Annotated in this window: 13 protein-coding genes; 6 read left to right on the forward strand and 7 right to left on the reverse strand. The window is 39.6% G+C overall.

Features of this window, described 5'->3' with window-relative positions:
• The first annotated feature begins 101 nt into the window (after nucleotides 1–101).
• From L0B17_RS10250 to L0B17_RS10275, 6 genes are all read left to right on the forward strand, one after another.
• Nucleotides 102–992 (forward strand): DUF1838 family protein, encoded by an 891-nt coding sequence (locus tag L0B17_RS10250; RefSeq protein ID WP_235084579.1) that lies wholly within the window; start codon nucleotides 102–104, stop codon nucleotides 990–992.
• Nucleotides 993–1,053: 61 nt separating this feature from the next.
• Nucleotides 1,054–2,418, forward strand: coding sequence for an FAD-binding protein (locus tag L0B17_RS10255; RefSeq protein ID WP_235084581.1), 1,365 nt, complete (start codon nucleotides 1,054–1,056; stop codon nucleotides 2,416–2,418).
• On the forward strand, nucleotides 2,399–2,560 hold the full coding sequence (locus L0B17_RS10260; protein WP_235084582.1) for a hypothetical protein: 162 nt from the start codon (nucleotides 2,399–2,401) through the stop codon (nucleotides 2,558–2,560). The genes L0B17_RS10255 and L0B17_RS10260 overlap by 20 nt, the downstream gene beginning before the upstream one ends.
• A gap of 12 nt (nucleotides 2,561–2,572) precedes the next feature.
• On the forward strand, nucleotides 2,573–2,785 hold the full coding sequence (locus L0B17_RS10265) for a hypothetical protein (RefSeq protein WP_235084584.1): 213 nt from the start codon (nucleotides 2,573–2,575) through the stop codon (nucleotides 2,783–2,785).
• An 834-nt stretch (nucleotides 2,786–3,619) separates the two neighbouring features.
• Complete coding sequence (locus tag L0B17_RS10270) at nucleotides 3,620–5,962, forward strand: TonB-dependent receptor (RefSeq protein WP_235084586.1); 2,343 nt, start codon at nucleotides 3,620–3,622, stop codon at nucleotides 5,960–5,962.
• A gap of 80 nt (nucleotides 5,963–6,042) precedes the next feature.
• Nucleotides 6,043–6,207 (forward strand): hypothetical protein, encoded by a 165-nt coding sequence (locus tag L0B17_RS10275; protein ID WP_235084587.1) that lies wholly within the window; start codon nucleotides 6,043–6,045, stop codon nucleotides 6,205–6,207.
• Nucleotides 6,208–6,232: 25 nt separating this feature from the next.
• Here the strand turns inward: L0B17_RS10275 and L0B17_RS10280 are convergent, their stop codons facing one another.
• From L0B17_RS10280 to betI, 7 genes are all read right to left on the reverse strand, one after another.
• Nucleotides 6,233–6,922 carry an RES family NAD+ phosphorylase gene (locus L0B17_RS10280; protein WP_235084590.1) on the reverse strand — a complete coding sequence of 230 codons (690 nt, stop codon included), beginning with the start codon at nucleotides 6,920–6,922 and terminating at the stop codon, nucleotides 6,233–6,235.
• Nucleotides 6,922–7,332, reverse strand: a complete 411-nt coding sequence (locus L0B17_RS10285) for an antitoxin Xre-like helix-turn-helix domain-containing protein (RefSeq protein ID WP_235084592.1) — start codon at nucleotides 7,330–7,332, stop codon at nucleotides 6,922–6,924. Before L0B17_RS10285 ends, L0B17_RS10280 begins: the two co-directional genes overlap by 1 nt.
• Nucleotides 7,333–7,595: 263 nt before the next feature.
• Complete coding sequence (locus L0B17_RS10290; protein ID WP_235089741.1) at nucleotides 7,596–8,303, reverse strand: TorF family putative porin; 708 nt, start codon at nucleotides 8,301–8,303, stop codon at nucleotides 7,596–7,598.
• Nucleotides 8,304–8,331: 28 nt separating this feature from the next.
• Nucleotides 8,332–9,549, reverse strand: coding sequence for a BCCT family transporter (locus tag L0B17_RS10295; protein WP_235084594.1), 1,218 nt, complete (start codon nucleotides 9,547–9,549; stop codon nucleotides 8,332–8,334).
• A 235-nt stretch (nucleotides 9,550–9,784) separates the two neighbouring features.
• The gene (gene betA, locus L0B17_RS10300) at nucleotides 9,785–11,467 is read right to left on the reverse strand and encodes a choline dehydrogenase (RefSeq protein WP_443019947.1); all 1,683 of its coding nucleotides are present in this window, start codon (nucleotides 11,465–11,467) and stop codon (nucleotides 9,785–9,787) included.
• A 26-nt stretch (nucleotides 11,468–11,493) separates the two neighbouring features.
• Nucleotides 11,494–12,960 carry a betaine-aldehyde dehydrogenase gene (gene betB / locus L0B17_RS10305; RefSeq protein ID WP_235084597.1) on the reverse strand — a complete coding sequence of 489 codons (1,467 nt, stop codon included), beginning with the start codon at nucleotides 12,958–12,960 and terminating at the stop codon, nucleotides 11,494–11,496.
• A complete protein-coding gene (gene betI, locus L0B17_RS10310) occupies nucleotides 12,948–13,556 on the reverse strand; it encodes a transcriptional regulator BetI (RefSeq protein ID WP_235084599.1) in 609 nt (202 codons plus the stop codon). Before betI ends, betB begins: the two co-directional genes overlap by 13 nt.
• Nucleotides 13,557–13,906: the final 350 nt, after the last annotated feature.

Consider the following 13,906-nt stretch of genomic DNA (forward strand, 5'->3'; position numbering starts at 1 on the left):
TGCTAGTGTTTTTAATGATTCACATTCATAAATTACATCGAGTAAAGCAAGCCTATTTTTAAGTTACCCATTTTTAATTAGAATAATTTAAAGGAGATATTATGCGGTTTAAAAATTTAGTGCTTATGGTTGCATTGTCAACATTAGCCTCATGCACACAAGCAGAACAAAATAAAAAGTTAGATTTATCTGACTCCGTTGATTCGTATAAAGCGATGTTAAGAGTTGTTGGCAACTTAGATGGTTCGGCAGTATATAAAGACTGGGATGCGACTATCATGATGGTGCTTCCTGGTGAAAAGCCTAAGCCTATTTTACGTACTATTGGCTATAACGCAGGTCGTATGATTGCCAAAGAAGATGGCAGTTATGAGTGGGTAACACGTGAAGTGTCATACTATGTCGATTTGAAAACAGGTGAAATTATTAATCAATGGCATAATCCGATTTCAAACAAAACGGTTTGTGTTCTAGATGTGGTCAATGACCCCGTCAGTAATGCTTTCCCTTCGCCAGGTAGCAAGAACAATCCTTTTGCCGCTTTTAGCCAATTTGATGTTATGGGTGATGTCGCCGCCTTACGTTGGGATGTACCGTTAAAATACCCTAATGCATTGCAACCAAAAGAGCATCCTGCTGAGTCTACCGGTGAAAATTATGTGGCTTCTGAGCACTTTATATTCTTTGCTAATAAAGAAGACTTAGAGCAAACAAATAGTACTTCAACGAATACTCATTATTCATGGGCTAGAACAGGTCCTTGGTTACCTTGGATGGAGCTAGGCCAAACAGAAGGTTATTTAATCTATAGCGGTCATGGTAATAAATACCATTCATTTGATGAACTTTCTAGTCAGTTAAAAGAGTATACCTTAAAGCATTATCCGACATTTACTGATGCACCGACTAGCTTTTACCAGCCTAACGAAACCAGCTGGACTTACTACTTAAAGCAAAAGAAAGCCGGTAAGTTAAAAACTAACTGTAACTAAGCTGTTCAGCATTTTAGTTATGTAAGATATTTAAGTTATTAGCACGTCTAGGAGTGTCTAAATGGCAAGTTTATTATCTGTAAAACAGTGGGACATTGAAACGGATGTCTTAGTGTTAGGGTTTGGTTTAGCAGGCGCCAGTGCGGCAATTGAAGCATTAGACGCCGACCCAAATGTAAAAGTCACTATTTGTGAAAAAAATCCCGAAAAATATGCTGGCGGTAACTCCCGTGCTGCAGGGCAATCATTGTTAATTGCAAAAAATCCAACGGCACTTAAGGCCTATCAAAAGTCCATGAGCACATCGAATCCTATTCCTGAAGAAATGTTAGATGAATGGGCAATTCGCATGTCACAACTTGAGCCTTGGATCCAAGCCCGCGCAGAAGAAGTGGGCTCGCAATATATACGCGGAACAGGCTTTACCGATCGTGACGCTGTATTAGAGTTTCCAGAGCTGGGGGCGGAAGATGCGGTTACTTACACCGCAACTATTTTGCCTATTCCTGCAGGTGTGTGGTTAGCGTTTAAAAAGAACGTCGATAAACGAGCTGTAGACGTTTTATATAACTCACCGGTAAAAGATTTAATTCAAGATCCAGACACGCTTGAAGTATTTGGTGCCGTCATCGAGCAAGATGGGGTATTAAAAAACGTAAAAGCCAAGCGTGGCGTCATAATGGCAGTTGGCGGTTTCGAAGCTAACTTAGATATGCAGCGTAATTATTGTGGTTATGAAGAGATCTTCCCATTAGGTAACCCAGCTAATACTGGCGATGGTATTCATATTTTACAAAAAGCCGGTGCCGATATGTGGCACATGCGTAACAAAGGCCAGTCTGGCGGTATTTGGCCAGGGCTACAGGTGCCAGGTTATAAGACTGTATTCTTGCGTAACTTATTTTGGCAAAGCTACAGCTGGGTGGAAATTGCCGCTGATAACAAGCGTTTTTACAACGAAACCGCTGAATTACAGTTAACGCATTATAAAGAAAAGAAACATAAGCATTGGGTAGATACACCGCATATTAATGCTGGCCCAATTCACATGATTTTTGATGAAACCACGCGTGAATATAACTGTTTAGCGTTAAAAGCCTTTACTTGGAATATTGCAGCAGAAAACCTTGACTGGAGTGACGATAACTTAGTTGAAATTGAGCAAGGCTTAATTACTAAAGCCGATACAATTGAAGAGTTAGCGGTAAAAATCGGTCGCGACCCAGCAGAAGTAAGTGCTGAAATACAAAAGTATAATGATGCCTGTGCTGCAGGAGAAGACAAAGAGTTCTCACGTATTCCTATTACATTGCAACCTATTATTAAAGCGCCATTTTATGGTGTGAAAATTGTGCCGGCTGTAGTGTGTACAGGGGGGGGGTGGACGGAGAAATATAGAATCAGAAGTGTTAAGTCCGGTCGGTAAGCCTATTCCGCGCTTATATGAAGCAGGTGAGTTAGGCTCTATGTTCTCTAACTTGTATCAAAATGGTAGCTACCTGACAGAAGCGATGATCTCTGGTCGTGCAGCAGGTAAAAATGCTGCAAATCAAAACAGTTGGGATTAAAGGAACTATTTTATGTTAGTTAAAACTGTCGCGATGAAAATGGGCGTACGCATAGAAAAAGCTGAAGCTGTCGATCAGTCGATAGTGCTACATGGCTTTGCTGGCACTATGCCCTGTGAAACAATAATAACTTCAGAAGAAGCATTAGTCATTTTTAAGATGTGCTTTCAATGGAGCATTATAAAAATACTGTTTAAATCTTTGTTTTCAAATAACAGTAAGTAAACTATGAAGTAACATCAATGCTATCGCTTTATTATTATAATAATGCGATAGTTTATTTCACATTGTTTTATTGATAAATACTCATAAAAGAGTCATTTTTAAATATACATTGCAGTTAATGTTGCAAATTACACTATTAATTCCACATTATTGGTTTTAGTTATATCGTTGATTATAATTTTGGTTTGCAAGTTATTATTTAGTTTAAAATGATAGGGTAGTTATCCATGTTGATGGAAGCTGGTTAATGCGGGATTAAAATTATTGTAAATAATATCTAAGGTGTATTTTTAATTAAGATCTATTAAATTTGATCTGTAGATTTTGTTTGTCTAGCGATATTTTATTGCGAAATGACCAATGAAGCTACCGCGCTTAGCTCTGGTGCTGACGTAAAGCTATGAAGGTAACCACAAGGCCTGTTTTTCGCCAATCCGATGGTTCTGGCAGCTTGAGGCTGCCAGTTCTACTGTGTTATATGAAATAAATCCTATATTTTCTTTCAGCCAGCAGAGCTGTCCCCGTTGTTTTCAAGCAAGAACTTCCTTGTTTAAATACCCGTATTAAGCTATAAAAACAATCATCAAAAGACACAGCGTCTTAGTGGCTAGCATATTATTTTATTTTATTTTATTTTATTTACATATTTTTTTAATATACCGCTAACAGGGTTTGTTTTATTTATTGTGTAATATAAAAATAGATCACATCAGAATTGATAAAAGTCAAAATACTCACCTCATATAAATTTTTAAAAGCTTATTTGTGTGTACTGTAGATAGGCTAATAAATACACATTAAAATTTAAATGTGATTACAACAAGAGGGAACTACATGATGAATAAAAAATTTACCCCAAAATTACTTAGCTGCGCGATAAAAGCAGCATTGCTAGTAACCATGTCGCAGGCAGTTGCCAATGACGATATGCAACAAGTAGCAGAAGCCACTAAAGTGACTGAAGCCACTGAAGTAGCCCAAGCGGCGAAACAAGATCACGCAGGCATAGAGCACATACAAGTGACCTCGCGTAATCACAGTGAATCAATTAATAAGATCCCCGTTTCTGTTATTTCGTTAAGCTCTGATGAAATGAAAAAAGCCAATATGCAAAATATTAATGATGTTGCTGCTGGTGCGGTTGGTTTTTCAATGGAAAAAACTTATGGCCGACAATCTGACATACCCGTTATTCGTGGTGTGTCTTGGATCCCTGGTTACGGCACTCAGAAAGCATCGTATTTTATTGATGGTATTTATTACGACGGTTCATTACAAAGTTTACCGATGGACTTAGTCGAGCGTATTGAAATTATCAAAGGGCCTCAAAGTGCTTTATACGGCCGTCGTACTTTCTCTGGTGCAATCAATATTGTTACAGCAAAGCCGACTGATGAATTATCAGGATATGTTAGCGGTACTATCGGCTCGTACGGTAATGAGAAGTTAGGCGCAGGCGTGGCAGTGCCAGTTAATGACTGGTTTGCTTTAAGGGCCTCACTATCGGCAGACAATTATGATGGTAACTGGGAAAACTCCAAAGTAGATGGCCCAGGTATTGGTGGCGAAAAATCTAACTCGCAAATGTTAGGTCTGTATTTCAAGCCATCATCCAATACTAATATCGACATTAACTTTATTCGCAATGAAACCGATGATGAACATTCTCCTTTTATGCGATTGGCAAATGATGATAATCCAGAAACAAACCTAAACTGTTATTTAGATACTACCCCTTATTTCTGCGGTGAAGTACCTACAGATTTACCGCTAAATATTGGTGGAGTTTTAGATAATAGTGAATATGGCCTGCGCGGTGAAAGAACGCACTTTAGCCTTAATCTTAACCATGCCTTTGACTTTGGTACGTTTACGTATATGGCTGGTTACAATAAATACGATATCGAAAGTGGTATTGATCAAACTTATACTGGTGCAGAGCAAGTATTTGATTTTGGTTTCTATACTGGTGGTCCTATGTTTGGCCCAGCAACAGAATGGCATACTGTTTCTGAAGACCATAATCAAGAATATAATCATGAAGTTCGTTTTAAATCATCAGCATTTGATTACAGATTAACCTGGTCTTTAGGTGCATATCTGTGGCATTCAGAGAAAGAAACCACGGATCGTAATAAAGCCGATATCATAGAAGACAACTTTGCTTTAATGGGTATGGTTTCATATGACTTTACGGATGATTTTAAGCTATCACTCGAAGTCAGAAACTCAACTGATAAAATTGAATCAGCGGTTTATAACGAGTTAATTCAAAATCCAGAGTTTGCCGATATTGATAATGAGTTTAATAGTACTACCACCCGTTTAATTGCTGAATATGAATTAAGCTCAGACACTATGATTTATGCGACACGTTCTGAAGGTAATAGTCCAGCTGGTTTTAATGGTGCTGCAGGATTACCGGCTGAATTAATTGTTATTGAAGAAGAAGAAATGTTGATGTATGAAGCAGGTATTAAATCAACTCTGCTTGATAATCAACTGTATGTCTCTGCCGCTGTTTACAATATGGACTGGGATAACCAACAGTTAACGGATACCTATCTAGTTCCTGGTGGAGCAACACCAATCTCTTATACTGCTAATGCGGGTAAAACAGAAATTAACGGTTTAGAAATTGAGCTTAAGTATCTATTTAATGATTACTTTGATGTAGATGTGGGTTATGCCTTAACCAAAGCTGAGTTTGTTGAATTATTTGATTCAAACCAATGTAAATTAATTATAGGCCCTGGTAGAGCACCGAATAGAAACTGTGTAACGCCTGAAGAAATTAGAGAATTTGGTAACTTAAAAGGTAACACACCGCCACAAGTACCAGAGCATGAGGCTACATTAGCTTTAAACTTTAAAGCGCCAGTTTCTGACACGTTTGAATTATATGCACGTGCAGACATCAACTATGATGCAACGCGTTATGCTCATGTTCATAACTTAGCTGAGTCGGGAAGCCGTACCTTAGTTAATTTTAACCTAGGTGTATCTGACGGTATGTGGAACGTATCAGCTTGGATGAAGAACGTGTTAGATGATGACACGCCAACGTATATCTTCCGCTATATTGATACTCAAAGTGTTGGATTCGGTACTCGTTCATTTCCAATTGCGCCAAGCCGTGGCAGAGAGATGGGGATAACAGCGTCATATAGTTTTTAATTAAGTAGCGACTTGCTTAAACTATCACTAAAGCATTGTGCTCTAGGTTAGTTAACTTAAGATCGGTGGCTTATTGGATTTTGAACAATAAGCCACCAACCCCGCCACTAGATACCGCATTAGTTATTCATGCTAAAATCTCTGCAGAAAACCTTGACCACACCAAGTCCACTCGGGTGTACCTATCTTGTTGTGCTAACCCTCGTTTTATTCCATTATTTGCTGCAATCACACATCTGTATTAAAGCCATGTAAGTTATATAGAAACCCTTAAGGGGCTGAAATTAATCTCACCGCACTTATTTCTGTACCACTCCAAACATACTCATAATGCGATGACTGTACAATTTCTTCGAGACACTTGGGAGTAAATAGGGCATAGCAAGTTGAAAATGGATTTCTGACCGATGTAAATTGAATGCCTTCAATGGTGGATTTTCTTTGCTTAGCACCAAATTTCTGGGCTTCGTGATAATTGGTTTTATGATAAATTGGCGATGTAGCCATAGTTTCAAGGTCTATCACTTCACAATTAGTTAACACCGCGCTAAATACGCAGCGTAAACCTCGCATGATAATGGTGTCGTAGTGAACCCCTTTAATCGCCATTAGCATTTTCTGTTGATGGTATTTTGTTTCCGCAATCGCGGTATCGATATTATCGGCAAGATAAAGCACGCCAAATAAGCCACTAGAGAAGCGACTGCCGTCTTTATTAATATGAGTAAAAGGTGCGGTTGCATATGAGCAACCTTTAATACCAAAGGGGATGTCCAGTTTATTGAGCAAAGTGATGTCACCAATCTCATCCAGTAGCCTTGGATTGGTCAGGCTTTGTAAAGCAAATACAATATCAAAATCCTCCACGGATGCGACATCATCAAATATCGAAATCGGTGGGAATTTTGAATTAATCAGTCGATAGGTCACTTGATGCTTAACAGTTGATTGCGTTGTCATTACCAACCGCCACTGCGCATACTATCAATACGGCTAAACACTTCATGTAGTTCAGGAAATCCACCGTCTTTAATAATATCCAAAGGCTTGCGACCTTCAAAGTAAGGATTAGCATTTTCCATTTGCATAAAACCATAAACGTTTTCCGGGTTAGCGAAATACATTCTCAGTGCTGCGTGAATATTCAGTATGTAACTAATGCGGGTTAGCTGATCTTTATCCAATATAAATTTTGCATCTGGTTTTTTAAATGCAAAATAAGATGATCGGGGTAAGCGTAAAATATTGAGCATATCTTTGGGGGCGCAGCCCCATTTTTCGAGAATGGTTACAGCAGTACTAAAACCCACTTTAGAAGTCTTTGCATCCGTAAAATCAATGTTTGATGTTTTAGTGTTATGTGCAGCCATATTATCACTCTCCATTTTAGGTTTGAGTCAAATCGTTCGCAGCGGTGTTCGTTAGTGAGATTGGTATTGTGCAGGTCTTATTTTAGACTTAATAGGCTTAGTTGTCTACAGTTAGACTTGTGGGCGCTTGTACCCATTTTTTACCAATGCTAAAAAGATTCTGCATTTATGTGGCTGATGGATATAAAAAAGCAGAATAATGTCATCAACATTATTCTGCTTAGTAATACTCTCTAATTTGGTATTAAATAACTATAAAACAACTATAGTGTAAAGGTGCGAGCTACAGATACGACTGCACGGGTGTCACTTGTGTCGCTATCTAGGCTAGTATCTTCTACTGCTAAGTTAAAGTCGAAACCTTCCCAGCTTGTCATGTATTCTGCACGATAGTGGTTATAAGATGCATCATCGCCCCAAGCCCATTTGTCTTCGTCTTGCGAAGTTGAGCGGTCAAAGCTCACACGGATATCATGACCTTCGGCAACCGTAAAAGTATGTGCTGCCATGATGATGTAGTGGCCAGCATCGACGCCAAAGTAATCCCATGAGTACCAGAAGTTTAATTCACTTTGGCCCAGTGTTGAGGCATAACCAAACTTGGTGTATAGCTCAGGATAGTAATATTCATCAGAGAGGTCATCACCGTGATAAGTGTAATATGCAAGACCAGCATCGACAGATACCCTGTCTGTTAGCTCAATATATTTGCCTGCGTAAAAATCAAGCTCTAACCAGGTATCATCAGCATTACCAAAGTCTACATTTGATGCCCAGGCGCCTACGTACCAACCATTGTCTGCCGCATAATCAAGACTTGCTTGTATTGCAGGATTATTATCCGTTTGGCTAACACCGTTAAAGGTATAGTCAGAGGTTGCATTAACTGTGGTGCTTAACTCTCCAGCTATTACTGAGGTGGGTAATGCAAATAAGCTTAATAAGGCTAATTTTTTGATTGTCGTGTTCATCATTATTCCTTGGATCATTATTGTTGATTTAATCTAATAATTCGATTTTATTGAAATCGATTTTATTTTCTTTTGGAGACAGTTCAATTGCGCCCACTTTACGATAGCTCGATTTTAAGATGTAAAAGAAACAGCTTAATATCAAGGCTATGGCAAGTGCGCCTACCCATTGAATTTCTAAAAAGTCTAGTTTGAATAACAAGGTTAAGCCACTTAGCAGCACCAGATTACCGACGATATAAGTTAATTTACCGAAACGTTCAACGGTTAGATTTAAGTTGTCTGTATATAAACGGATTAACGAATCAAGTGAGTTAACCACAAATGTGACGCCTACAATAACCATCGCAAGATTATAGAAACCTGATGTATCTATGCCATTTGCACTGTAGTAATAAAGCACGGTGAACCAAATAGCGATAGGTATAGAAGGAAACACCATCATGGCAACTAATACTTGATAGGTTTTCATTCCGCCAACAAAGCGTGCGGTAAATTGACCAATCATAATACTCCATGCAAACCACCAAAATAGGTAGAACTCATGGTAGTCATTAAACGGCAGCACAAAGTTATGGATATTACCAAAGTAGTCGCCAATCAAAGCAAAGGTGGTAAAGAACTCACCGACACTCGAGTCGTCTGATAAGAAGGCACCTGACCACATCACGGCAATCAAACCAAAGAATAACCAGGTACTGCCTAAACTAAGATAACGCACATAACGGATGCTGGTGCTTGAATAGACTGCGGCTGCAATAACCAAAAATACGATTAAATAGAAGCTGCTGACAATGGATTCACCATCGCCTAATTGAGGTAAATACCAAGGTAAATTGGTTAACAATAAGTAAGCGGTAAAGGCACAAGTACCGATAATTACTAAGTTATTGATAAATTTGATCAGTGGAATTTCAAAATATTTTACTCTTGGTTCGATAACACAGAAGTAGAAGCAGGTTAAAAAGTAAAAAGCCCAAATTAAACAAGCCCAAAAGCCAAACTCAATCGCCAGTGGATTGGTAAATCCGTACTCTGGGCTAGTGGCTAAGTCGGCGTATCCTGCAAATTCAGTCAGTGGGAACATGATCAGCCCCACATCTAAACCCGAGGTAAATAGAATCGCAATAAAAGTAAATTTACGCACTGGTGTGACACCAATACATTGCATATTACCCCAGCGATAAATCACAAATGCGATAGCGGCGAATGTAAATAAAATACCGATTGATAACCAGGTTGTCATTACTTAGCTCCTGATTTTATTGTGTGTGCAAACATAATGTTGGCTCCTTGTTGTATGTTTTTAATACCATAGAACAATTTTTAAAGGCAAAATGCCCTCAGGCCTTAAGTATCGTATTGACGATAGTTAAACCCTGATAGATTGAACTTGGCTAAATTGACCATTTACAAAAACGTAGGTTGGCCATCAACCTGTTGTTTATGCGTATTCAGCAATACGCATAAACGAATAGATATTAATTAATTTGTCGCTTAGGTGCCTGAAGACGTTGCGATGTTTGCCATTGTTCGGCAACTGTCACCGTTGCCAAACTTGGCGCAAGCGGCGTATTACCTAAAATTAGATCGGCTGCGCGCTCGGCGACCATAATAGTCGGAGAGTTCAAGTTGCCGTTGGGAATGGTCGGAAAAATTGACGAATCAACGACTCGTAAACCTTTAAGACCGCGAACTTTTGTTTCAGAGTCAACAACTGCCATTTCATCTTCGCCCATTTTGCATGAGCAAGAAGGGTGATAGGCGCTTTCGACTGAGCGTCTTACAAAACGGTCAATTTCTTCATCGGTTTGTATCGCAAGGCCTGGTTGAATTTCTTCACCCCGATATTCATCTAAACCTGGTTGATTAATAATTTCACGGGTTAAACGAACACACGCTCTAAAGCCTTCAATATCATCTTGATGCGATAAATAATTGAACTGAATTTGTGGAGCAATCTTGGCATCATTTGATACAACTGTTACCGCGCCACGGCTTTTAGGTTTATTGTGGCCAATATGTACTTGGAAACCATGGCCAGCAAACGCTTCTTTACCGTCGTAACGCATGGCAGCAGGTAAGAAGTGGTACTGTAAATCAGGCCACTCTAAGCCCGCTTTTGAGCGGATAAAACCACACGATTCAAAATGGTTAGTTGCGCCCAAACCTGACTTATTTAAAATCCAGCGCGCGCCAATAAACAATTTGTTTAATGGATCAATTTTGCCATTAAGCGAAATCGGCTTTAAGCACTTAAATTGAAAGTAAAACTCTAAGTGGTCTTGCAGATTTTGACCTACACCAGGTAATTGATGTACTTGTTCGATACCAGCATCAGCAAGTGTTTTAGCATCGCCAATACCTGACAGTTGTAAAATGTGTGGTGAACCAATTGAACCCGCAGATAAAATCACTTCTTTATTGCAGTTAACATCAATTAACTCGCCTTTACGTTCGTAACGAACGCCAACAGCCGTTTTGCCTTGCATAATCACTTTATGCACAAGCGCATGAGTGACCACAGTTAAATTCGGGCGTTTCATTGCAGGGCGAAGGTAGGCATTTGCCGTTGACCAGCGTACGCCGTTTTTAACTGTCATGTGCATTGGGCCAAAGCCTTCTTGCTGACTGGCATTGTAATCACTCGTCGCTAGATAACCGGCATCGACACCCGCATCAACAAAAGCTTGATATAACGGATTTTTCATTTCATTACCGTTATTAACCGCTAATGGACCTTGGTCACCACGATAATCATTACCGCCAAAAGACCATGTTTCAGCTTTTTTAAAATAAGGTAGACAGTGAGCATAATCCCAGTCTTTTGCACCTTCTTGCTGCCATTCATCAAAATCACGTGCATGACCACGTACGTAGACCATGCCATTGATTGATGATGAACCGCCTAACACTTTGCCACGCGGACAATGCATACGGCGATTATCCAAATGTGGTTCGGCCTGGGTTTCAAACTGCCATGCATACTTTTTAGTATTCATCGGGATTGAAAGGGCTGTCGGCATTTGGATAAAAATACTCTTGTCGCTTCCACCCGTTTCAAGTATCAGGACTTTATTGTCTGGATTTTCCGTTAAGCGGTTGGCTAATACACAACCTGCGCTACCGGCACCAACAATAATATAATCGTATTGATGAGACATTTGCGTAGACATTAATTGGGTCACTCCTAAAATGGGCTTTCAAGTGACTGCATACCAACGTAAACAGCTTTAATTTGAGTATAGGCTTTTAATGTTTCAGAGCCATTCTCACGACCAATACCAGACATCTTGTAACCACCTACCGGCATTTCTGCAGGAGAGGCACCATAAGCATTTATCCAACAAATACCGGCTTGCATTTGATGAATAACCCGATGTGCACGGGTAATGTCTTGGGTAAATACACCCGCGGCTAAGCCTAGGTGAGTACTATTGGCACGCTTAACGACTTCATCTTCATCAGTAAAGGTAAAGACTGACATCACAGGGCCGAATATTTCTTCTTTTGAAATCGTCATCTCATCAGTGCAATCTGTAAATACCGTCGGCGCCACAAAGAAACCATTAGGTGCATTGTCAGGCGTTAATGCTGTTCCGCCTGTTAATAAGGTGGCACCTTCTTTTTTACCGATTTCAATGTAGTCGAGTACTTTTTGTTGATGATCGCGTGAAATCAATGCACCAAAATTGGTATCAGGGTGCATTGGATCGCCACAAACGATGTTTTGCTCAGTACGTTGTTTTAAACGTTGGATAAAGCGCGGATAAATATCTTGCTGCACAAATACGCGAGTACCGTTGGTACACACTTCACCTTGAGTATAGAAATTAGCTAACATCGCGGCTGATACCGCATTTTCGACATCGGCATCGTTAAAGATAATCAATGGCGACTTTCCGCCTAGCTCCATGGTCACTTCTTTTAGTGAACCCGCAGCAGCGGCCATGACTTTTTTACCTGTACCGACTTCACCAGTAAATGACACTTTAGCGATATCTTCATTGGTGGTTAACCATACGCCAACGCTACCGTCACCTTGTACCACGTTAAACACGCCATCTGGCACACCGGCTTGAGTGAATATCTCCGCCAAACGCATTGCGCCTCGAGGGGTTTCTTCTGATGGTTTAAAAATCATTACATTGCCGCAAGCCAAAGCCGGAGCGGCTTTCCAACACGCAATTTGTAACGGGTAGTTCCATGCGCCAATACCGGCACAAATACCTAATGGTTCACGGCGAGTATAATAGAAGTCAGCACCAACAGGTTGTTGATTACCTTCAATACTTGGCGCAAGTCCAGCAAAGAATTCTATTGAGTCAGCGCCAGTTACCACATCAACAACCGAGGCTTCTTGCCATGGTTTACCTGTATCGAGTACTTCACCCATTGCTAGCTCATCATTGTGTTCACGTAGTAGGGCGACGGCTTTAAGCAAAATACGGCTACGTTCTATCGGCATCATCGCTGACCAAACAGCAAAACCTGCTTTGGCACTCTCTATTGCGGCTTTCTGCACAGATTCGGTTGCGACTTCAACTAAATAGCTGACATCTCCAGTTGCAGGGTTGATAACCTGGAAGGTTTCGCCACTGCCATTTGCAATATACTTACCGTGAACATAATTTTGATAGGTGATTAACGCTGACATTCAATTTCTCCGTGTTGCACGATCACAGCCTCGATAAAGGCTTTAGATAAAATTTGGGCTTGGTTAAAATCTTCTGTAGGGGTGTGACTTAGCGCGCTGCGTAACCAAAAACCGTCAATAATTGCAGCGGTTTGCTTTGCTGCATTAATGGCTGCCATGTTTGGCAATAATTGTTTAAACGAAAAAAGCAGGTTGCTATATAGGCGTTGGCTATTGATGTGTTGAAGTCTTGCCAGTCCTGGATCGTGCATTGCTTGAGACCAAAAGCTTAACCATGTTTTTGCCGCGGCGTTTGAGCGTTGTAAATCAGTAAAATTGGCTTCAACTATCATCAATAATCTGGCCATTGGAGTTAATGTTTTACCTGATGTTCTTGCCAGTAATGCTTGCTTTAACTGCTCAAGTAAAAATTTTTGAGTTGCTTCGATCAAACCTTGTTTACCACCAAAATAGTGACTAATAATGCCTGATGACATTCCAGCTATACCACTAATGGTATTAATGGTAGTTTTTTGTAATCCAAAACGTTCAACTGACATTAATGTGGCTTCAATTAACTGTTGTTGTCGAACACTTTTCATAACAGGTCTTGGCATTAATAATTTCCTATTTATAACGTAAACAATCATTGATTGAACGTTCAATTAACATCAATCCTAATGATTAGAGCACTAACTATCAAGTTTTTATTTGATTTAGAACACAGTAATTTATGCCATCTTTTGATAGATCTTTATTGAGTTTATTTGTAATTGATTGTTATTAAATGATTATTATTGTTTTGTTTAACATGGATTATGAATTTAGGTTTACGGAAAAAGATTCGTGCTGAAATCATTTTGGTTGTGATTCATCAGTGACATCTGTTATTTGAATGGAATTATAGCTAAATAGAGTAACTGAATTAATTGCACTAAAATAAGCGTGAAATAGAGAAAAAAGCATA

This window comes from Shewanella sp. OMA3-2, from assembly GCF_021513195.1.
GTDB lineage: Bacteria > Pseudomonadota > Gammaproteobacteria > Enterobacterales > Shewanellaceae > Shewanella.